Raw genomic sequence first — 21,354 nt, forward strand, 5'->3', positions numbered from 1 at the left:
GTGCGGCGCTTCTGGAGGGAAGGGCTGAGCTGGGAGAACGCTGATCGGGCTGTGGGGAGGGCTGTCGTCCCTACCGTGGCTGATGGCGTCTCGCGGCCTGGTTTGAGCGCAGGTACGCATACGAGAACTGCTCGCCGAGCGCGGACTGGTCGTCTCCACCACGTCCTCGTCTACCTCTTCCCTGACTGGGCCCACATAGAGACGGGTGTCGTTCTGTCAGACGGAGGTCGGGTCTACGAGTTCGACCTCGGCTACAACCGGATGAGGGCGGGGGGCGAAGGCAACGCCGTCATCGGGCATTGGCACGACACGACATCACCAGCCACTGGCAGGCCCACTCTTTCAGCCCCGAAATCGCAGACGCGTTCATCTGGCGGCCCCCGGCACGGCGTACGCACCTCGCCCTCGCCCTCGCCAGAGAGGCAACTCAGTGATTGGAGGGCTCCCTGGTGTCGTCGGGGTGGGAAGTGAGCCAGGTTCTGTAGGCGCGCACGCGGCGGCGGTGCTGGAGGGAGTCGAGGAGGAAGAGGCGGCGGGCCGAGGCCTGGGGGCGCGGGTGGCTGCCTCGCGCGACGCGGTCGAGCTGGTGGCGCACGTAGGCGAGTGTGGCGGCGCAGGCCAGGCTGCGGTCCTTCCAGTCCAGCCGCGGGATGGTGGCCGGTACGTCCTCACCCGCGCGCCAGCGCTCGGGCAGGTCCGGATGCAGGGCCAGGGCGGTGCCCATGCCGACGACGGAGACGCCGCGCTCCAGGGCCTTCTCGGCGGTGGTGCGGCGGGCGATGCCGCCGGTGAGCATCAGCGGGACGGTGGCCGTTTCCAGGAGGCGTTCGGCGAGGGCGAGGAAGTAGGCCTCGCGCTCCAGGACGCGGTGGTCGCTGGTGTGCCCCATGCTGGCGGGGCTCTCGACGCTGCCGCCGGAGAGTTCGACCAGGTCGACGCCGAGACCGCCGAGGAGGTCGAGGACGCGGGCGGCGTCGTCGGTGTCGAAGCCGCCGCGCTGGAAGTCGGCGGCGTTCAGCTTGACGGCGACGGCGAAGCCGGGCGCGACCTGGGTGCGGACGGCGGCGAGGATCTCCGTGAGGAGGCGGGCCCTGTGCTCCAGGGGGCCGCCCCACTGGTCGGTGCGCCGGTTGACGAGGGGGGAGAGGAACTGGCTGAGGAGGTAGCCGTGGGCGGCGTGGATCTGGACCCCGTGGAAGCCGGCCTCCTCGGCGCGGCGGGCCGTGGTGGCGAAGCGGGTGATGGTGGACCGGATGTCGGCCTCGGTCATGGCGGTGGGGCGGGCGAAGCGTCCGGTGTGCTTGCCGAGGCTGACCCGGACGTCGGAGGGGGCCCAGGCGGTGCCGGGCATGTCGGAGCCGACCTGGCGGCCGGGGTGGTTGATCTGCATCCACACCTGGGCGCCGCCCGATGAGGCGGCGCGGGCCCAGCGGCGGAAGGGCTCCAGCGGGGAACGGGCGTCGAGGACGACGGTGCCGGGGGACGTGAGGGCCCGCCGGTCGACCATGACGTTCCCGGTGATGATCAGCCCGACCCCGCCGCGCGCCCAGCGGGCGTAGAGCCGCTCCATGCGGGCACCGGGGAGTTGTCCGGGCTGGGAGGCGAGGCTCTCCTCCATGGCGGCCTTGGCGAGGCGGTTGGGGAGGGTGGTACCGCCGGGCAGGTCAAGCGGCGTGAACGGATCCATCGCACTTCTCCCCACATGACCCTTGGCTGCCGGCGAACAGGGCAGGAGTCCTGAGCCGATGAAACATGTCGAACCAGCTTACGTGGACCCACTGGCGAGATCCGCAGGCTTGCGCGGCCCGAGCCCCGTCGGGGTCCGGTATGGCCGAAACAGTGGTGACAGGGCCCGTTCCGGGCGGCTCGATGTCACGGCGGACGCGGGAGAGCAGGGCTGCGATGGCGTTCGCCAGGAGGGCGGCCCACCACCTACTTCCTGCCACGGCTGTGGCAGGTTGGCCGGAGAAGTGTGGCTTGCCTGCCACCACTGTGGCAGGGTCGGTTCCGTAAGGGCCGCGCCTGTGGCCTTGAGTCCCGGCAGGACCGGACCGGGGCGCTCTGGCTCGCGCGATATCGGGAGGTCGACCGGTGGCAGAACCCTCCACATCACCCGTGGCCGGCGTGCAGTTGGCCGCAGCCATCGAACGGGTCGTAGACCTGGGGGCCAAGCTGGGCCGGAGCCGCGACGAGGTCCTGGACCCGGGCAAGCTGAACGCCGCCTCCGGGGTCCCCCTCGACGTGGTCCAGGCGCTCCTCGAGGGGCGGGCGGCCGGCGAGCCGGACATCCACGAACGCTTCCGGCAGCGCCTGGACATGCTTCACGGAACGCACCTCAAGGAGAACGGCCGCAAGTACTCGCACGGGGAGATCGCCCGGGAGAGCGGCATCTCCCGGCAGCAGGTGCAGGCGCTGCTCGGGGGCGACCGCCGCCCGACGATGGATCACTGCTCGAGGTTGGAGCGGTTCTTCCGGCGGCCCGCGGGGTTCCTCCAGTCGGAGGACGCCGACGCGGTGAGCTGCGCTCTGGCCGTCGTCGAGAAGGCGCTCCTCCAGGAGTACAGCGAGTTCGACGCCCTCGTCTCCCCTCCGGCCGGCCGCGGGCGAGTGGGTCTCTACGAGCGGCACGGCGTCGACGGCATCGCGCTGCGCGCGGCCCTGCTGCCCGACCAGGGGCGCACCAGGTTGCTCCAGTGGCTCGACAACTACATGGACGAGCGGGCGGCCGAGGGTGAGACCGACGGGAAGACCGGCGGGGAGACCGACTCGGCGGCCGGGAGTTCTCCCTGACTCGGCGCCTCACGGTGGCAGGAATCAGGAGTCAGGGCATTCGAGATCGCGCAGCCGTGCGGGCAGTACCGGCCGATGGGGTGGAGTCCGCCAGGGAGCACGCGCTTCCGGCTCTCGGGGAAACAGGGGCATTGGGGAGATTCGTGTTCAAGCAGCGGGAGATACCGCAGTCGGTCGGTGCCCTCGTGGACGCGATCAGTCACCTGAAGGCTCCCACGCCGCCTGCCGAGGTGATCTGCCGCGCGCTCTGCGATGCCACGGGGCAGTGTCGTGGGCGGGAGATCGAGTTCCGCACCACGTCCTTCCCTTCGGGCACTGCCAGCGGGCTCGCACTGAACCTCGGTGAGCGCGACCTCGTCATCGTGTGCGCGAGGCAGGAGCAGGCCGCCGAGCGGTACGGGCTGGAGCCGGCGCGTTCCCTCCAGCGCCTGCTCCGAGCCCCGGGCCCTCAACCACTCGACCGACGTACGAAGTCAGGCCGTATCGGGGTCGCGCTGGGCCGCCACGGCGCAGGAGGCTCATGATGGCCGATCCGTTCCACCTTCCCGCAGCACTCGCTGCCGCGGCTTCCAGGGGACCGAGGATGAGCGACCTCTTCTACTACGTCCCCGTCGTGCTCCTGTGCCTCGCGTTCGCGCTGCGGGTCCCGGAACTCCTCAGGCACTGGCGCGATCCTCTCGTCCGTTCGGTCTCCGTGCTGCTCCCGCTGGGTGCCGCCGTGTTCTTCTTCGCCGCGCCGCCGACGATCGTCCAGGTCAACGAGCTGACGGGCATCGCCAACTTCTCGGCTCCGTTCGTCTTCGGCATCGTCACGGCGGGCAGCGCGGCCCTCATCAACCTGACGATCACATGGCGCGGAGGGCCGGAGAGCCGGCGGCGCACGGCCACGCGCTGGTGCGTCGGCGTCTACGGCGCGGTGATCGCCGTCATGCTCACGCTGTTCGCACTGGGGGACGCTCCTGACGAACGTCTGCGTGACTTCGACACGTACTACGCCACGACGGCGTACCTCTGGGAGATGATCGTCCTCTACATCCTGGCGCACACGGTGGCGACCTTCATCCTCGCCTGCCTGTGCTGGCAATGGTCCCGCGAGGTCACCGGTCTCCTGCGCGGCGGTCTGATCCTCATCGTGGTCGGCTCGGTCCTGAACCTGGGATACAGCGCGTGCAAATCCCTGGCCATCGCAGCCCGCTGGGCCGGTGGGAACTGGGACGCCGTCAGTACGACAGTCGCACCGACCGTCGCCGCGCTGGCCTCGCTCTGCCAGTGCCTCGGACTTGCCCTGCCCTCTGTCGGCCAGGCCCTCCAGACGCTCTGGGTCCGGTGGTCCCAGTACCGGAGCCTCAAGCCCTTGTGGATGGTCATGCGTGCCGTGACGCCCTACGAGCCGGTGCGCATTCCCTGGTGGTCGTCACTCGGCAGGCGACATCTCCGACGTACATGTGACATCCGGGACGGCCTTCGGCTGTTCGCTCCCTACCTCGACGGCGATACGGGCCGGCCCAGAGCGGCACACGAGCCCGGCCCCGGCGTGCTCAAGCCGGAGTCGGCGGCCTACATCGCCATGGTGATCGACGCCTTCGCCGGACTGCGCGGCGCCGACGCAGGCCTTGCCGGCGGCAGCCTGGCGACCGTGCTCGAGGGCGACGCCGACCAGCTCGTCCGGCTCTCCGGCGCACTGCCCCCTCTGCCGGTCCCTCCGGGTGAAACCCCCCGGAGATCCGGCCCCTCGCCGGTTCCCGCGACCCGCGCACCAGGCGGGCCGGGGGCTCAGTGAGGCGCCCGACGCCGTGTTCTGGAGCGGCCGAGCGGAGGCACCGCTGAGCTGCGGGCCGGCTTGCAGCTGGATGGCCCCTCCCAACGCTCTGACCCCGGGTACTTCCCTGCAGGACCGCTCGATAGCCTCTGGGTGTGAAGAACGAGTCCGTGGTCCCGATCCCGGAAACCGAGTACCGCCGCGTGTGGGACCGCTTCCACGCGGAGTTCGGGTTTCGGCCCAGCGTGAACCCAGCGCAGTGGCCGTCCATCGAGGAACCCGTGGCCTCGGCCACCTGGAGCTTGGCGTCGCTGGATGACGACCCTGGCGACGAGGGGCTCGACCGACTGGTCGATGCGGTCCGGCAAGGACTGACGGCCTGCGTTCCTCCGCAGGGCAGGCTGTTCGCGCTGGACTGGCAACACGTCTCGTTCCAGTTTTCGCCCCACCTGGCCGGAAAGCCAGGACAGAAGCCGTGGCCGCTGAGCCCGTATCCCGATGGCGACTACTACATCTACCTCACCGAAGACTTCTCGACCGGCAGCTTCGGGCACCCCTGGGAGGGGACGCTGTGCCTGTTCGGGCAGGGGCTCCTCGATCTCGTGGGAGCGCAGGTCGATGAGGTTCTCGGCGCGCCGATACGCAGAGCCGGTCGGCCTGTTCATCGTCAGTAGTGCAAACCGATGGCTCGGAGGCGTTCGAGGAGCTCGGCGACGGGAGTTGTCCGGGCGTAGCGGGTGAGTTCGGGTTCGAGGTCGCGGATCATCGTCACGCACCTGGGGGCGTCGATCCGGCCGGCCAGGTCGAGGGAGCGGGTGGCTGTTTCCGCCGCGATGTCGGGTTCGCCGTCGCGGAGGTAGGTCTCGGCCTGGTAGGTCAGGAACACCGAGGTGGTCTTGGCGCGGGTGGCGGGCAGCAGGGCGATGCCCTCGTCCATGAGCTGGTGGGCCTGGCGGCGCCGGCCGAGGTCCGCGAGGCAACGGCCGCTGTCCGCGGCCAGGTCGGCGTGTGACATCCACGAGCACCAGGCGGGGGCGGGATCGTACGACGGGGCCTCCAGCGCCTTCTCCGCGGCGGTGAGGGCCCGGCGGCACAACCCGTCCTCGTCGAGGACGGCGAGGGCGCGGGCCTGGCGCAGGTGGAGGAGGGACCGGGCGGTGGGGTGCCGGGTGCGGGGGATGGCGTGCTCGAGGATGGCCGCCGCGGTGCGGGCGTCCTTGAGCCACAGCAATTGGTACGCGAGGTCGGACAGGATGCCCGCGCCGAGGTCGCGCTGGTGGGCGGTGTGAGCGTTGTGGAGGGCGGCGTGCCAGAAGCGGCCGGCGGAGGCGTGGCGGCGTTCGTCGAAGTGCTGCCAGGCGATGGCCTGCGAGAGGGAGGCGGCCAGGGTGTGCAGCCGCTGCCCGGCAACGGGGGTGTAGCGGGACTCGCTGATGAATTCGGTGACGGTGGTCAGGTGCGCGTCGAGCAGATGGCTGGTGCGTCGCCTGCGTTCGGTGGCGAAACGGATCAGCTCCGCCCCGGTCGCCTCCAGCCAGTCGAGCATCTCCGCATCGACTTCACCGGGCGCGGCGAAACGCGGCAGCCGGCCGGGCTCGGTGATCGTCCACTGGTGGGCGAGAACGGCCAGCGAGGCGCTGGCGTAGGCGAGGAACGACCGGCGGTCCAGGGAGGTCATCAGGGCCTCTTGCAGTGAGGGAACAGCATTCTGCGGGCCGAGCGGAAGCGGCTTGTCCTGGCCCGGGAGCCAGTTGGGCCAGCCGAGCTGGGCGACGGCCGCGTAGTCGATGCCGAAGACCTCGGCGATGAGCGGCTGGGATTCGTCTTCGTCGGGGGCGGCGCGGCCGGTCTCCCATTTGGAGACCCGCGACCCCCTGGTACCCGAGCGCAGGCCCCGGCGGGCGGCGGCCTTGCGGATTCGGCGGGCCAGCTCCTCCTGCGACCATCCGCGTTCGTTTCGGGCGTGCGCGAGGGGGTGGCGGATTTCGTCGTCCACCCGCCCATTGCACCACCCGTTCCGCGCCCCGGGGAGCTGTTCCGGAGGACCGGGGATAGGGCGGGGATAGGGCGGGGGGGATAGGGCGGGGATAGGGATTTGGCCTGGGCATCGCGGCTGGCGGCCGCTGTACTCGTCGTGTTCCGTCCGGCGCCCCGCGCGCGACTGGGCGGAGCGGAGCGCGGTGACGAAGTCGCCCCCGGCCGCCTCGTCATGCCCGCCGGGCGAGGCCGGCCGGAGCCTTCGCCGTCGCCGGACGCCCACCGCCGCCGACGCACAGGGAGGGGCTGCCATGTCGTACGACCACTGAGCCCGAGGAACCCGGGGCGGGCCCGCTGAGGGCGGGCCCGCCCCTCCCACTCCGGAAGGACGCGAGATGCCGTCTGCGACCGACCGCTACGACCCCCTGGCCGCGGAGATCCTGCGCGACCCGTACCCGGTGCTGGCCGAACTGCGTGAGCGCGAGCCGGTGTTCTGGCACGAGGGCATGGACTCGTGGGGGCTGACCCGGTACGCGGACTGCGTGCGGGTGCTGCGCGACCACGAGACCTTCGCACGCGACCCGCGGCGCACCGGAGGCACGGTGCCCGTGCCGAGCCTGAGCGTGCAGACCCTCGACCCGCCGCGGCAGAGCCGGGTCCGCTCCCTGTTCATGAGCGCGCTGCGCGCCCAGGACCTGGGTGCGGTCGAGGAGCGTGCCCGCCTGCTGGTGCTGGCCCGGCTGGGCGAGCTGGCGGGTGCCGGCCCGTTCGATGTGGTGGCCGAGATCGCGGTGCCGCTGTCCGTGGCGGTCGTGGCCGATCTGCTGGGCGTCGAGGCCCCGCCGTACGGGGAGTTCGCCGCGGTGTCGGACGCGATCATGCGGAGCATGGACGGCGGCCTCAACCCGGCCCTCGTCGAGCCGGGCCGCGTCGCCCGCCGGCAGCTGAGCGACCTGGTCGACTCCTGGTTCGCGGCCTCGGCCCGGCCCGGCCTGCTGGCCCGGGTGCGGCAGGCCACGGTGCGTGACTCCGACGCGCTCACCCGGCTGTACGTGAAGAACACGGCGCGGGTGATGTTCCAGGGCGGGTACAGCACGCTGGCGGCCGCCGTCGGCAACGCCGTGCACACCCTCCTCGCCCACCCGGGGGCCCTGCACCAGATGCGCGGCCGGACACTACTGGCCACGGGCGCTGATGAACTGGTGCGCTTCGACGGGCCGGTGCAGGGCACCACGCGTACGGCGGTGCGGGCGTGCCGGATCGGCACGGTGCACATCACACCCGGGCAGAAGGTCGTCCCGCTGTTCGCGGCGGCCAACCGCGACCCGGCCGCCTTCACCCGGGCGGACGAGCTGGTGCTGGACCGCACCCCGAACCGCCACCTCGGCTACGGGTGGGGGCCGCACTCCTGCATCGGGACATCCGTCGCCCAGGCAGGGCTGCGCGCCCTGATCGCAGCCCTGAACGGCCACCCGGCCCGGCCGGCCGCCGCCGGCGAGGGCGTACGGCGCCGCACGGCGACCATGCGGGCCTTCGACACGCTGCCCGCAGTGCTCCTTCCCTGACCTGACCTCACCCCGGCCCCGGTGCCGCGAGGCGCCGTACGGAGCGTCCGTCCGCGTCCGTCCACCTCTTCAGGAGTCCCGCTGTGCGCATCCTCATCGGCAACCACATCGATCCCTCGATCCGCGAGCGCGGCGACATGCGGGCCTGGACGCAGCGCCTGCTGTGGTTCGCGCGCCCCGGGGACCTGCTCATCCTGTGCTGCGAGCCGGACGCGGCGTTCGTCGACCACGCCCTGGCCCACACCGGTGTGAAGCGCGAGGAGCTGACCGTGCTGGCCGCACCGGCCGGGGCGTGGGGCGAGCGGCTGCTCGATCCCGCCTCCCTGACCGTGCCCGCGTTCGTGGAGCAGGTGCGGGCCGCCCTCGCTCCGGCCGGGGCCGACGCGGTGAGCGAGGTGTTCGCGCTGTGGCCGTCGGCCGCCGTGGCGCGGCTCGCAGACGCCCTGGGCGTGGCCGACCGCCTCCCGGGGGCCGCCTTCTTCGGGCAGGGCGGCGGGGAGATCGGCAACAGCAAGGCGAACTTCCGGGCCCTGGCGGCGGCGGCCGGGGTGCCGATCCTGCCGGGCCGGGTCTGCCGCTCGGTCTCCGAGGCGGTCGACGCGACGGGCGCGCTGCTGGAGCACTCCGCGTCCGGGGCCGTCGTGGTCAAGCAGGCCCACAACGGGGCCGGAGTCGGCAACCAGCTGCTCGTACGCGAGCCGGAGACGGCCGTGGACCACGTCGGTGCCCGGCACCTGCACCACCTGGCCCCGGGCCCGGACGGCATCGCCGCGTACTGGGCCGAGCGGTGGCCGTGGGCGAGCGGGGAAGGCCGGTGGCCGGTCGTCGTCGAGGAGTTCGCGCCCGGCGCGGAGGCGGTGTACTCCGAGCACTACGCCGCCGACACCGGCACCCGGGCCACCGAGATGGGCCGCCTGCGGTACGTCGGGCGGCGTCTGAGCCACCAGGTCGTGCCGCTGGACGGCGTCACCGAGCAGGTGCGGGCGGCCCTGCTGGACGGCGGTGCCCAGCTGGCCGAGGCGTACCGGGCGATGGGCTACCGCGGGTACCTGAGCGCGGACGCCCTGGTCCTGCCCGGCGGCGCCGTGGTGTTCACCGAGGTCAACGCCCAGGTCAGCGGGTCGCTGCACATCTACCGGTCGATCGCCCACGGCATCGTCGACATCGCCGCCGCCCCACCGAGGCAGGTGGTCGAGTACCACGTCCCGCCCACCTGGGCCGTGCCCTCGTTCGCCGCCTTCCTGGCCGCGCTCGACGAGCTGGGCCTGATGTACGACCCGGCCGCCCGGACCGGGGTGATCGTGTCGATGCCCGCCCTGCCCCTCTCCCCCGGGGCGCCGGTGCAGTTCGTGTTCTGCCTCGCCTACGACCCCGCCGAGGGCCACGCGGGCGTGTTCGACCGGCTCGACGCGCGGTTCGCGAGCGTATCCGCCGGCACTTACGACGCCAGCCAGCACGTCGGCACCGGCGCCGTGTCCTTCTCCTCCTGACCGGGAGCCTCACCATGACCACCTCCCCCACCGAAGCCGCCGGGGCCGCCGGGGCCGCCCAGCTCCTCCCCGTCTTCGACGCCGGCCGGCTCGCCGACGAACTCGCCGCCGTCACCGCCCACACCTGGAACGTGCAGCGCACGCACACCTACGGCGGCCAGGTCGGCCTGCCCGCCACGATCGACTGGCGGGTCCTGCCGCTGCGCAGCCTCGGCGGCGATCCGGAGCGCACCGACCCGGGCGGCCCCGGGCCGCAGCCGTTCGCGGCGACGCGCTGGCTCGGCCGGCTGCCCTACCTCGCGGAGATCCTGGACTCGGTCCCGGCCCCGCTGAACGCCGTCCGGCTGATGGCGCTGGGTCCGGGCGCCGTCTCGAACCCGCACTGCGACCCCAAGTACCGCCTGGACCGGGGCATCGTGCGCCTGCACATCCCCGTCGTCACCGACCCGGGCGCCGTACTCGTCCTGGACGGCGTCAAACACTGCTGGCAGCCGGGCACCCTCTGGTACGGCGACTTCTCCCGCGAACACCTGGTGCGCAACACCAGCTGGAAGGTGACCCGGGTCCACGTAGTCATCGACGCCCTGCTCACTGCGGACCTCGCCGCCTGGTTCCCGGACTCCTGGCAGGAACTCCTCACCCACGGCGAGGTCCTCCTCAACCACACCGGCCCCGCCACGGCTCCCGCCTGGCCCGCCGAGCTGCCGTACGAGGCGCTGCTGCCGTCCGGGTTCGCGGACTTCGACTCGGCCGCCCCGCTGGACGGCTCCCTCATCCCCGCCCGCATCGACCTCGGCGGCGACGGCGTCCTCGCCCTGACGATCGCCGGGCGCGCCTTCGCGCTCCTCCCGGTCGACGAGGCCGAGTTCCGCTTCTCCGGCTGGAGCGAGCAGCGCACCCTCCAGCCGCAGGGCGACGGCGGCCTGACCCTGCGGGTCCGGCGCGGCCGCGCGCTCGCCGACCGGCAGGTGAGCGCCAGGTGACCGCCAGGTGACCGCCGCAGCACGCACCCCCTGAGCGCCCCGCACACCATTCGAGAGGAACACCCCCATGCCCCGCCTGAACAGCCACGACGAATTCACCCCGCTCAAGGAGGTCATCGTCGGGTCCGCCGCCAACTACGTGGGTCACGACCGCGACGTCAGCTTCGAGCTGTTCCACCACGAGAACCTGAAGGGCTTCCGGTCGGACTGGGCCTATCCGCGCCTGACCCGGGCGGCGGCCGGCCACCGGGAGAGCTGGACCATCAAGCAGCGGTACGCCGAGGAGCTGCACGAGGACGTCGAGGCCCTGGCCGCCACGCTCGCCGCACTCGGGGTCACCGTGCACCGGCCGCTGCCCCTGCCCCCGGACGCGGCACCCATCGCGGGCCTGGGCTGGGAGGCCGCACCCACCCCCGCGCTGAACATCCGCGACAACACGCTGATCCTCGGCGACGAAATCATCGAGACGCCTCCCGCGATCCGCTCCCGCTACCTGGAAACCCGCCTGCTCGCCCCCACCTTCACCGGCTACTGGGAGAACGGCGCGCGGTGGACGACGATGCCCCGCCCCACCCTCACCGACAACTCCTTCGACCTGGCCTACGCGCGGGACACCGCGACCACCCTGGGCGGGCCGACCGAGGCCATCGACGACCCGCAGCCGAGCCCGTACGACGTCGGCCTGGAGATGATGCTGGACGGCGCGCAGGTGCTGCGGCTGGGCCGCGACCTGATCGTCAACGTCGCGCAGGAGAACCACAGCAGGGGCGCGGCGTGGCTGGAGCGGCACCTCGGCCACCGGTACCGCGTCCACCGGGTGTGGCGGATGGCGGACAACCACATCGACAGCATGGTCCTCGCCCTGAAGCCGGGGGTGTTCCTGGCCCGGCACGGCGGCATCCGGGAGCTGATGCCCGAGCCGCTGCGCTCGTGGCGCTACATCGTGCCGCCGGAGCCGGACGCGGGGGCGTTCCCGGTCTACGACGACTACGAGGACCTGGTCCTCACCAGCCCCTACATCGACCTCAACGTGCTCTCGGTCGACGAGCGCACCGTGCTGGTCAACGAGGAGTGCACCGGCCTGGTCAAGACCCTGGAGACCGAGGGCTTCGAGGTGGTGCCCGTACGGCACCGGCACCGGAGGCTGTTCGGCGGAGGGTTCCACTGCTTCACCCTGGACACGCACCGCACCGGCGGCTTCGAGGACTATCTGTCGTGACGGGCCGGGGGGTGCTGCTGCTGGACGCGGGCGGCCCCGAGTCGGGCGCCCTCGCCAGGGCGGCGGCGGCCCGGGGGCACCCGGTGCACGCCGCGACTGCCACCGCCGCAGCGTACGCAGGCTACGGACCGGAGTTGAAGGCCCTGCTGGCCGGGCGGGTCGTCACCGACTTCGCCCGGCCCGACCGGGCCCTCGCCGAGATCGTGGCGTACGCCCGCCGCTACGATATCGGCGCGGTGCTGACCGTCAACGAGTACCTGACCGAGCTCACCGCGCTCGTCTGCGCCGAGCTGGGGGTACCGGGCAACGACCCGGGCCGGGCGCGGGCCGCCCGTGACAAGGCCGCCATGGCGGAGGCCTTCGCCGCGTACGGGGTGCGCACCCCGTACACGGTCCTCGTCCGGGACGACGCCGGGCTGCGGGCCGCGCCCGAGGACCCTCGTATCGGCTTCCCGTACGTCGTCAAGCCGGTCTCCGGGGCGGGCTCCGCCGGCGTCACGGTGGTGACCGGCCCGGCCGGGGCCGCCACGGCGGCCGACGCCGCCCGGGCGGTGACCGGCATGTACGGCAGCGGGTTCCCGGGCATCCTCGTCCAGGCGTACGCCGCAGGAACGGAGTACAGCGTCGAGTCGGTCACGCAGGGCGGCACCACGACACACCTCGCGGTAACCCGCAAGCGGGTGACCGGCGGCCCGAGAAGAGTCGAGACGGGACACAGCCTCCCCATCCACCTGCCCCCGGCCGTCGAGGCGGCCGCGTACCGCGAGGTGGAAGCGGCCATCGCGGCGGCCGGCATCCGTCACGGCGCCTCGCACACCGAGGTCATCGTCGGCGCGGACGGGCGGTGCACGGTCATCGAGATCGCCGCCCGCCTCGCCGCCGGGCAGATCGGGGTCCTGATCCAGCACGCCCTGGGCATCGACGTCTGGACGGCCCTGCTCGACACCGCCCTCGGCCGCCCGGCCGAACTCACCCCCACCGCCGGCGGGTACGCGACCGTACGGTTCCTGACCAGCCCCCGCACCGGACGGCTGACCTCTGTCTCCGGGCTCCCGAAGCCGCAACCGGGCGTACCGTTCGTCCGCCGGCGGGCGGCGATCGGCGACACGGTCCACGAGCCGAGCACCAACAGCCACCGGCTGGGCTCGTTCGTGGTCACCGGCTCGGACGCCGCCGAGGTCGAGGAGCGGGCCGACGCGCTCCTGCGGCGGGTCCGGATCGGCGTGCAGCCGCTCCCCGGGCCCGCTCAGGCCAGGCCCGCGAGCACCTCGGCCATCGCGCCGTAGCTCTCGCGGACCGCTTCCGCCTTGGCCAGCCGGTGGCGCTCCAGGCGGATCGTGCCGAGGTGCCGGGCCTCGTAGACCCTCGCCCGCCACACCGCGGCGGGCGAACGGTCCAGGGCGCCGTAGGCCTCCCAGAACGCGGTCCGCTCGTCCTCCTTGGCCGTCGCCATGCGGATGGTCCAGTCTGCGGCGGGGTCACCGAACCATGTGCGGTCGAAGTCCAGGACGCCGGTGATCGTCGGCTCGGGGGCTGCCGGGTCCATCAGGGCGTTGACGGTCCACAGGTCCCCGGTCAGCAGCATGGGTTCGGTGACCTCGTCAAGCACCGCGCGGTGGTGCGCGGCCACTGCGGCGACCTTCCGTACGTCGGCCGCATCCAGGCCGACGCCGTCCAGGTCGGCGGCGATCTCCTCCAGCGACGCGATGACGGCCTCGCTCCACAGGGCGTACCCGGGGCCGTCGACGGGCCCGAAGTGCGGGCCCCGCACGCCGTGCACGGAGCGGGCGATGGCGCCGATCTCCCGGAAGAACGTCGGCCAGACCATACGAGGATACGTCCCCAAGTGCTCCGGAGCCGGGGTGCCGTCCAAATGGCTCTGGATCATCCAGTCCCGGTCGATCACCTCGTGCGACCAGTCCGCGGCGAGCACCCGCGGCATCAGCGGCGCGATCACCGCCAGCCACGGCAGGCTCGCGTACTCGTTCCTCATCAGGTGGCGCTCACTGCGGAACTGACGCCCCTCCTCCGGCGCGACCCGCAAGATCACCGGCCCCGCCCGCCCGGCCAGGACGACCCGGTAGACGCTGTTGTACATCCCCGTCCCCAGCTCGACGGCGGACACGGGCATGGCGTCGCCGCCGAAGGCCCGACGGCAGACCTCCCCGATCTCCTCCGCGGTCAGGGACTGCTGGAACGCCTCCGAGGCGCGCTCAACGGGCTGGAAGTCCATGCCGCTCAGCATGCCCGGCCCACTGGCTGTCCGTCACATACACCGCGTAGGAGGTGCGGCTGGAACACACCCTCCCAGGTGACGCAGGCCCGCCACGGCGCAACAGTCCGCAGCTCCCTCCACGAGATGAGCGGGTGGTTACCTCGTCGCGGCACCGGGGCTCATCCCCTCGGGCGCGGGGAGCAGGTTTTCTGACCGTCGCGCACAAGCTCGTCGAGAACTCCTGGCCACACCACCGACCCGGACCCGCCACCAAGGCCCATGCCCCAGTCAGCGAGGGCCTTCTGCGTTCCGGGGGGCGAGACTGTCGCCCGCTCGCTCAGGGCTTCCTGACCTCCGCGAGGATGCCCGTCGCGCCATGCGCCTGGAGTTCGGCGGCGAGGCACGCGCCGAGCTTCTCCGGGGCATCCGCCGGGCCGGCGTCGGCCGCGGTCACCTGCTTCGAGCCGTCCAGCGAGGTGACGGCCGCCGACAGGTGGAGCAGCCCGTCCTCCTCGATCCTTCCCCACGCCCCGACCGGGACGGAACACCCACCATGCAGCTCGGACAGCAGCGCCCGTTCGGCCCGGACACAGGCGTCGACGGCCGGGTCACCCGTTCCCGCGAGGAGGCGCGCCGCCTCGGAACCGGCCCGGACCTGGACGCCGAGAGCCCCCTGACCGGGCGACGGAGGGAAGACGGCCGGGTCGAGCACCTGGTGGACCTCGGGCGTCACCCCCAGCCGGTTCAGCCCGGCCGCCGCCAGCACCACCGCGTCCAGCCGGTCCCGGCCCCTGATACGGGCCAGTCGGCCGGGGACGTTGCCCCGGATCGGCACGACCTCCAGGTCCGGCCGCAGCACCAGCAGCTGGGCGACACGGCGCGGGGCCCCGGTGCCGACCCGGGCACCCTCGGGCAGCTCATCCAGCGTCGCGCCGCACAGCACATCCCGTACGTCCTCACGCGGGCCCGGCGTCGTCAGCAGCAGGGTCCCCTCGTGCACGGACGTCGGCAGGTCCTTCAACGAGTGCACGACGACGTCCACCCGACCGGCCACCAGGGCCGCCTCCTGGTTGGTGGAGAAGGCCGAGCCGCCAGCCGTTTTCGCCACTTCGGCGAGGGTCGGCGTGATCCGGTCCTGGTCGCCGCCCTCCAGGATGAGCTCCCGCTTGAACCGGACGTCCGGGAACAGCTCCGCCAGCGGTGCCAGCCACTCCGCAACCTGCGTCCTGGCCAGCTTGCTCGCTCTGGAACCGATCGTCACGACGGGACCCATCAGGTCAACTCCTCGCAGTTGAAAGCAGGTTGACGCGAAAGCCTACTTGCACCAGAACAGCTCGGATTCCGACAGATCGTCACCAAGGAAGGACCCGCGGCGTCCCGCCTACGAAGCGGCGCCCTCGCACTGCTGATGCCCCTCGCCAAACGGCGCTGCCGCAAGCCGGGGCCGTGTCCGCAGCTCAGCGGGCACTGCGCGGCGACAAGGGCGGCCGCAGCCACGGCTTCCTCGGATTCGGGTGCGTCGAGGCCTCTGATGAGACGCCCCAGACGAAGAGGAAGACCGCTTCCCGAACGGGCGGATATCTACTGCAAGACCATCTGGACCTCCGCGCGATGCGCGAAGAGGAACAGGTCCGCGCCGGTAGCAGGCCTCTCGCGGTGGGGCCGGAGGGACGAGCCCGGCCCTGGTGCGAGACGGGACACTCACGCTGGCTGGCCAGCGTGTTCGGGCTGGTCCGCGTTGCCCGGGTCGCCCACCGGGGCCCGGGCGTCGGCAACGTCCACCCAGCCGACGCCGCGCTGTCGCTGCCGGCGGGCCGGCACTCGATGGGCCTGCGTCGGCTCGCGGTCACCGAAGCCGTGCGCGGCTCGTTCGACCAAGCCCAGCAGGCGGTCGAGCGTCCCTGCGGGAAGGTGCTGGGCAAACGCAGACTCGAAGAACTGGTGGTCGCGGCCGCGGTCGACGCTGACGACTTCTACCGGACCCGGATCCCGGTCCCGTGCAGCCGGCGGATGCCGCTGGTGGTCCAGGTGGACGGCAGGGCGTGGTCATGCGGCCCGAGGCTCTGCGGGAGGCCACCCGCCGGGCCGCCGCGAAGGCTGCGGTCGGTGGTCATCGCGGCCGGCTCGCGCCGGGCGAGAAGCCGAACCGGAAGCGGATGGCGACCGTGGCCTGTGTCTTCGACACGCGCCCGGCCCCCAGGCGCCCCCACGACGTGATCCACCCGCCCGGCGGCCGAAGCGGCGAACGCCCCGCTCGCCCGGGGCCGAGGGCCGAGAACAAGTGGTGCACCGCCTCGCTGGTCCGCCCGCCCGAGCAGGTCATCGCCGACGCATTCGACCAGGCCCAGGCGCGCGACCCGAAGCATCTGCGGCCGTGGATCGTCCTCGTCGACGGCGCGCGTCATCAGCTTGACCTGATCACCGCCGAGGCTGGCCGGCGCGGCGTCACGCTGCAGGTGCTGCTGGACTTCGTGCACGTCGCCGAGTACGTCTGGGCCGCCGCCCACGCCTTCCACAAGCCCGGCACCACCGAGGCCGAAGGCTGGGCGGCCGACCACCTGACCGCGATCCTCGCAGGCCACGCCACCCGCACCGCCGAGGAGATGACCGCCCAAGCCGACCGGGAACACCTGTCGGCCGGCCGACGCGAGGCCGTCGACTCCTGCCACCGCTACCTGACCGGCCACCTCGACCAGCTCCGCTACGACACTGCGCTCGACAGCGGGTGGCCGATCGCCACGGGGGCGGTCGAAGGCGCCTGCCGTCACCTGATCGCTGATCGCCTCGACATCACCGGCGCCCGCTGGGGCCTGGACGGAGCCGAAGCCGTCCTCACACTCCGCACGTTGACCGCGAACGGCGACTTCGACGCCTACTGGCGCTTCCATACCGCCCGCGAGCACCAGCGCCTCTACCCCACCCCGGACCAGCAGGACTACGGTCTCATGGCTTCATCAAGGACTTCCCTGAAGATACAGACACGCCCAGCAGAGTTGACGTCCGCGGCGTCCTCGGGTCTCCTGCTGCGATGTCTGATCTTCGTATCGAGCAGCCGAACGGCGACGCCACGCTCAAGGACTGGCAGTACGCCCACAACGTGATCATTCCCACCCATTCCCTCTCCCTGGACGAGGTACGGGAACGTGCCCAGCGCCACCACCTGGAGATCGCGTATCTCGATGGCGATCTCGTGGGCTGCAGCACGGTGCGCCCGCCGACCGACGAAACACGGACGGCCACAGTCATCGCCCGCGTGCTCGCCGCTCACCGCAGGCAGGGCTTTGGCGAGGAACTCTATGCGCGCGGGCTCAACCGGGCCCGGGAACTGGGGGCCGAGGCGATCGAGACCGTCGTCCTATCCTCCAACGAGGACGGGCTTCGGTTCGCGCTGAAGCACGACTTCGTCGAGACCGAGCGATACCTGCTGCCTGGAGACACCATCCCCTGGATCGACTTGCGGCTCTCCTGACCAGGGCAAACCCGACGCGCCCGCACGGCGCCCTTCCCTCCAAAGGAGCCGCACCCATCGAGGGTTTGGAACGGCGGATCCGGGCCGGAATCGACGACGGGGCACGCCCGCCGGGCAGATTGCCAAGGTGCGGCAGCGCCTCGTCCGTCCGCGCTGACCCCGGGCAGTCGCCCAGCGCACTGGGGGCTTTGACTCCGTGGCTTGTTGCTTGTTGTCCTCAGCGGACGTGGTTCCTGAGGATGTCGGTGTCGTCGAGGGTGACGTTCACCGGCTCGGGGATCCTCACAGTGTCGCCGAAGAAGAACGTCTGCGTGTGATACCTGCCGTTGACGGGATCGGCGTGCAGTGCCAGCGTGCTGTTGTCCCGGTCGATGAGCAGGTAGACCGGGATCTCCTGCTCGGCGAGCGCGCCGTCCGGGCGGCGTTGCCGTCCGGGCGGCGTTGCCGTTCCCGTCGGTCTCGACGCGGAGGCCCTGCTCCGGGTACAGGCGAAGGTCAGGTCGCTGCCGCATGCAGTGTTCCAGCAACCACATGATGATCTCGCCGTGGTCGCCATCGGGTACGGGCTTGACGTCGTGTTGTGCGGCGGCTTCCGCGATGGCTTCGACGGCCTCGCGGCTCATCTGCGGCCAGTCTCGTGTGATCACGGTGTCCTCCCGGTAGGGCCTTGGCCAGGGAATCGAGCCGGGCGTCGTGGGTGCGTGGTTCGGCAGTGGCTCGACGCTCACCGAGCTGTGGCAGATGTCCAAGCGGGCAGGCACCGGGTCGGGGTCGTGCGAGCGGGCCACTCAGGTGAACCTGTCCACTTGACCGTTCGGTGCCCAGTGCCGCATCGGGCAACGTTTGCCCGCCCCTGCGGGAGACAAATGATGTGCTGGGCAAAGTGTTTGCCGCGTAACCTGCCTGGCTGTGGACATGGGACGTGCTGATCAACAGCTCCGCCTGATCGCTGAGACCGTACAGGTTGCCGGAGCGCTTGGAGTTTCGGTGCGGCTTCGCGGTGGATGGGCCATGGACTTCTTCCTCGGCGCGGTCACGCGAGACCATGAGGACATCGACTGGTTCGTCTGGGCAAACGATGCCGAGGCCCTGGCAGAGGGCTTGCTGCTGCACGGCTTTCAACCAGTCCCAGGACCGCCGCCTGACCTGCAGCTCGATTTCGCCAAGGACGGGTTGGACAACAGCTTTACGCTCCTGGACCGGGATACGGCCGGCCGTGTAGTGGTCGCCGGGGGGCCATGGGCCGGTGCGCCCTGGCCCGAGGGAATGCTCGATGCCGGGCCGGGCCGTATTGGTGGTCTGCAATGCGCGATCGTCAGTCCGCTGGCTCAGATCGAAATCAAGCGGATGATGCCCATCTGGGATCCCTCCCGGCCTCGACGGGCCAAGGACGCCGAGGACATCGCCCGACTGGAGGCGGCCCTCCGCGCACAGGGCAACCTATCTGAGTGAGGTTCTCGGGAGTCGGCCGTCCCCTACCGTCGGGCAGCGGCAGAACGCGTACACGTCCGTGCGATCGATGACAACGAGGGCCAGCGGCGGTTGCGGATCATCCGCAGGGGCACCGGGTCGGTGGTGGCCTGGCGGCGCGCCCAAACGGTGCTGCTGTCCGCGCAGGGCGCACTTCCTGATCGCCGAGGGGTGGTCGACGACGTCTCCCACGAGGGCCTGCGCATCCTGTTCCGCGAGGCATCGGCGGCGAGCGACCCACAACCGCTACGGCGGGGTACGCCACCTGTTCGCGGCACTCGACCTGTCCAAGGACAAGCCGTCGACGATTCCGGGGCGGCAGCCGACCTCTAGGGCCGCTTTGTCGGAACCGGCTGAAGCGTGGGCCAGCGAGCGAGCATTCGTTGGCGCATTGCGGTGCACAGACTGCTCATGCCGCTGAGCGAGGCGCGGTCGGCCGTCATCTGGCCAACGACACCGAGCCGGTGGGCGAGCCGTTGCCTAGCTGTCGCGGTGCCCCATGTCCAGTCCCGGTATGGAATCCGGGCCAGGTGATCAGTGCTTTCGCGGCGGGCCCGCTCAACCAGCCCGTCACCGCGGAGCAGCCAGCCGGCGCACGCGTCAGTGAGGCCGTCTTGGGTTTCGGAGCCGGTCTCAGTGCGCCACACATCGCGGTATGCGCTCTCGGCCCGTTCCAGCAGGGGCCCGGGGGCTGAAGTAACACACCAGCAGGTCGGAAATCCGATGCGCAGATAGGCGAGTTCCATCAGGCCGCTGCCCAGTGACGCTTGCTCGAAGTCGATGAATCTGACCCCCGTTGGGGTGTGGAGATCATTACCGGGGCACGGATCGCCATGGAGAAGGGCATGCCCGGATGCCTGGTCGAGCCGGTTCACGAGGTCATCGAGTTCGCCGGACACGCCAGCCGGAACAGGAACCTCCAGAGCCAAGGCCAGCCGCAGGAAGGAGTCGACATCGGCCTGGTTCGGGCCCTGCCACCGGGGAAGCACCTCAGCGTCCTCCGGACGGGCGGTGGCATGCAGCCGTGCCAACGCACCCGCATAGTCGACGATCCAGTCGCCAGCCGGGCGTCGGTGGTCCAGATGCTCCAGCACCAGAACCCGCTCACCGGGATCGGTAGCCAGCAACATGGGCACCACGGGAGTTTCAGCTCGGGCGGCGAGCCGCAGAGCGGCAACCTCGCGGGCGTATCGCTCGTCGGCATCAGGACCGCCGACAATCTGTTTCACCACCGCCGTTGCCTCTGGCAGCTCGACCCGCCACACACGCGAGCGAGGGCTGCTGCCCAGTCTGCGAGCGCGCCTGGGCGATCCCAGCTCGGCCCGTAACCCGTCCCCGAACGGCACCCGCAACCACATGAGCCCATCCTTCCACGCAACCGAACGAGCGTGCGGCTACTGCACGCAATTGGCCGCCCTGCTTCACGCCTCCGAATCGCTGTCCGTTTCTCACCTATGAAGCCAGGCGACAGTGTTCGTCGCCCAGGAGATAGCCGACCCGCACACCACCACCGTCGCCACGTACGAAGTCTGCGACCGACCCCTCCCGAGCCGGTGGCGGTCAGCTTGAGCACGCCGAAGGCGCAGCCCGCCTGGAGGAAGAGGAGGCCGACCTTGAGCCAACGACAACACATCCGCCCTGGTGACGCAGTCCAGGCACGGCGCAACAGACTGCAGGCAGCCCCCTGGACGAGATGAGCAGGTGGTCGGTCCTCGCGGTACTTGGGCGCGCAGTTCGGGCATCCGGTCGTCCATCGTCAGCACCGCCACGCCTACCCGAGGTCGGGACACCACCTACCACTTCCTTCCCTGGCAACTGGCCGGCCCGGCGAGCGCCTACCGCGGCCGCCGGCCGCGCCCCGGCCACACGAAAGGCGGCCACCGCCATGACACCTCTCGTGCTGGGCGACTACCTCACCGCGCCGACGACGGGCGCCCGCCGCGACGGCGTGCGGGCGCCTGCTCGCTGTGGGGCGCCGCCCCCGGACTGCCGTCGGCGTCACCGTCACCACCCGCACGATCCCCCACCACTCGACGGTCACCACCGCCCACGCAGCGGAGGCCCGAGTCCACCCACGCCTGACGGGGAACGAGGAAGGGCGGCATGACGAGCCGTCGCTTCATCCCCGCGGGCGCGGGGAGCAGACTTACTGACCTGCCATTTTACGGAGCCAGGATGCCTTTCTGCAGCACTTTCACCGAAACCGCCATCTCGGGCATACGGTTGAACTTCTGCACTGCACTGCACTGGCTCCGGCTCCATCCCCTTCACCGCGGCAACGCCGTACAGGTCAGGCCTTGCCGGGCTGTGAAGCAAACGTCGCTCACTGCCATGGCCCGCATGGGTCTCAGTCAGTGGGAGTGTCCCCAGCCAAGCAGCGCCAGCAGCGCCCAGCGGCGGGTCAGACTCAGCGCCCA

The 21,354-nt window shown here is 71.4% G+C and carries 16 protein-coding genes and 2 pseudogenes; 12 read left to right on the plus strand and 6 right to left on the minus strand.

Annotated features, from left to right (window positions below; genetic code table 11):
* Positions 1-427: 427 nt before the first annotated feature.
* Positions 428-1,687 carry an NADH:flavin oxidoreductase/NADH oxidase family protein gene (locus tag OOK34_RS28610; protein WP_267037052.1) on the minus strand — a complete coding sequence of 420 codons (1,260 nt, stop codon included), beginning with the start codon at positions 1,685-1,687 and terminating at the stop codon, positions 428-430.
* A 404-nt stretch (positions 1,688-2,091) separates the two neighbouring features.
* Here OOK34_RS28610 and OOK34_RS28615 point away from each other — a divergent pair, with 404 nt between their 5' ends.
* From OOK34_RS28615 to OOK34_RS28625, 3 genes are all read left to right on the plus strand, one after another.
* On the plus strand, positions 2,092-2,790 hold the full coding sequence (locus OOK34_RS28615; protein ID WP_267037053.1) for a helix-turn-helix transcriptional regulator: 699 nt from the start codon (positions 2,092-2,094) through the stop codon (positions 2,788-2,790).
* A gap of 583 nt (positions 2,791-3,373) precedes the next feature.
* Complete coding sequence (locus tag OOK34_RS28620; protein WP_267037054.1) at positions 3,374-4,570, plus strand: MAB_1171c family putative transporter; 1,197 nt, start codon at positions 3,374-3,376, stop codon at positions 4,568-4,570.
* A gap of 134 nt (positions 4,571-4,704) precedes the next feature.
* A complete protein-coding gene (locus tag OOK34_RS28625; protein WP_267037055.1) occupies positions 4,705-5,223 on the plus strand; it encodes a DUF2716 domain-containing protein in 519 nt (172 codons plus the stop codon).
* On the opposite strand, the gene OOK34_RS28630 is transcribed toward OOK34_RS28625, so the two are convergent.
* Positions 5,217-6,545: a helix-turn-helix transcriptional regulator gene (locus OOK34_RS28630; protein WP_267037056.1), complete on the minus strand. Its 1,329-nt coding sequence runs from the start codon at positions 6,543-6,545 to the stop codon at positions 5,217-5,219. The two genes, OOK34_RS28625 and OOK34_RS28630, sit on opposite strands and share 7 nt — an antisense overlap.
* Before the next feature lie 376 nt (positions 6,546-6,921).
* Here OOK34_RS28630 and OOK34_RS28635 point away from each other — a divergent pair, with 376 nt between their 5' ends.
* The 5 genes from OOK34_RS28635 to OOK34_RS28655 all read left to right on the plus strand — a co-directional run bounded on the left by OOK34_RS28635 (position 6,922) and on the right by OOK34_RS28655 (position 13,069).
* The gene (locus OOK34_RS28635) at positions 6,922-8,091 is read left to right on the plus strand and encodes a cytochrome P450 (RefSeq protein ID WP_267037057.1); all 1,170 of its coding nucleotides are present in this window, start codon (positions 6,922-6,924) and stop codon (positions 8,089-8,091) included.
* 83 nt (positions 8,092-8,174) lie between these two features.
* Entirely contained in the window at positions 8,175-9,581 is a 1,407-nt protein-coding gene (locus OOK34_RS28640) for a peptide ligase PGM1-related protein (protein WP_267037058.1), read from the plus strand.
* Between the two features lie 14 nt (positions 9,582-9,595).
* The gene (locus tag OOK34_RS28645; RefSeq protein ID WP_267037059.1) at positions 9,596-10,564 is read left to right on the plus strand and encodes an aspartyl/asparaginyl beta-hydroxylase domain-containing protein; all 969 of its coding nucleotides are present in this window, start codon (positions 9,596-9,598) and stop codon (positions 10,562-10,564) included.
* A 67-nt stretch (positions 10,565-10,631) separates the two neighbouring features.
* The gene (locus OOK34_RS28650; RefSeq protein ID WP_267037060.1) at positions 10,632-11,783 is read left to right on the plus strand and encodes a glycine amidinotransferase; all 1,152 of its coding nucleotides are present in this window, start codon (positions 10,632-10,634) and stop codon (positions 11,781-11,783) included.
* On the plus strand, positions 11,780-13,069 hold the full coding sequence (locus OOK34_RS28655; RefSeq protein ID WP_267037061.1) for an ATP-grasp domain-containing protein: 1,290 nt from the start codon (positions 11,780-11,782) through the stop codon (positions 13,067-13,069). Before OOK34_RS28650 ends, OOK34_RS28655 begins: the two co-directional genes overlap by 4 nt.
* Here the strand turns inward: OOK34_RS28655 and OOK34_RS28660 are convergent.
* Together OOK34_RS28660 and hemC are read right to left on the minus strand one after the other, a co-directional pair.
* A complete protein-coding gene (locus OOK34_RS28660) occupies positions 13,030-14,016 on the minus strand; it encodes a phosphotransferase family protein (RefSeq protein ID WP_267037062.1) in 987 nt (328 codons plus the stop codon). The genes OOK34_RS28655 and OOK34_RS28660 overlap by 40 nt on opposite strands.
* A gap of 319 nt (positions 14,017-14,335) precedes the next feature.
* The gene (hemC, locus tag OOK34_RS28665; RefSeq protein ID WP_267037063.1) at positions 14,336-15,271 is read right to left on the minus strand and encodes a hydroxymethylbilane synthase; all 936 of its coding nucleotides are present in this window, start codon (positions 15,269-15,271) and stop codon (positions 14,336-14,338) included.
* 308 nt (positions 15,272-15,579) lie between these two features.
* Here hemC and OOK34_RS28670 point away from each other — a divergent pair.
* Together OOK34_RS28670 and OOK34_RS28675 are read left to right on the plus strand one after the other, a co-directional pair.
* Positions 15,580-16,949 (plus strand): annotated as a pseudogene (locus OOK34_RS28670) (ISKra4 family transposase); the annotation flags it as partial.
* A 77-nt stretch (positions 16,950-17,026) separates the two neighbouring features.
* Positions 17,027-17,467 (plus strand): GNAT family N-acetyltransferase, encoded by a 441-nt coding sequence (locus OOK34_RS28675; protein ID WP_267037064.1) that lies wholly within the window; start codon positions 17,027-17,029, stop codon positions 17,465-17,467.
* 217 nt (positions 17,468-17,684) lie between these two features.
* On the opposite strand, the gene OOK34_RS28680 is transcribed toward OOK34_RS28675, so the two are convergent.
* A complete protein-coding gene (locus OOK34_RS28680; RefSeq protein ID WP_267037065.1) occupies positions 17,685-18,023 on the minus strand; it encodes a hypothetical protein in 339 nt (112 codons plus the stop codon).
* A 359-nt stretch (positions 18,024-18,382) separates the two neighbouring features.
* Between OOK34_RS28680 and OOK34_RS28685 the strand changes: the two genes are divergently transcribed.
* Both OOK34_RS28685 and OOK34_RS35420 read left to right on the plus strand, forming a co-directional pair.
* Positions 18,383-18,919 (plus strand): nucleotidyltransferase domain-containing protein, encoded by a 537-nt coding sequence (locus OOK34_RS28685; RefSeq protein WP_267037542.1) that lies wholly within the window; start codon positions 18,383-18,385, stop codon positions 18,917-18,919.
* 63 nt (positions 18,920-18,982) lie between these two features.
* A pseudogene (locus tag OOK34_RS35420) lies at positions 18,983-19,235 on the plus strand (hypothetical protein); the annotation flags it as partial.
* Positions 19,236-19,266: 31 nt separating this feature from the next.
* Here the strand turns inward: OOK34_RS35420 and OOK34_RS28690 are convergent.
* A complete protein-coding gene (locus OOK34_RS28690; protein WP_267037066.1) occupies positions 19,267-20,295 on the minus strand; it encodes an aminoglycoside phosphotransferase family protein in 1,029 nt (342 codons plus the stop codon).
* Between the last annotated feature and the right edge of the window lie 1,059 nt (positions 20,296-21,354).

The sequence above is a fragment of the Streptomyces sp. NBC_00091 genome, from assembly GCF_026343185.1.
Lineage (GTDB): Bacteria > Actinomycetota > Actinomycetes > Streptomycetales > Streptomycetaceae > Streptomyces.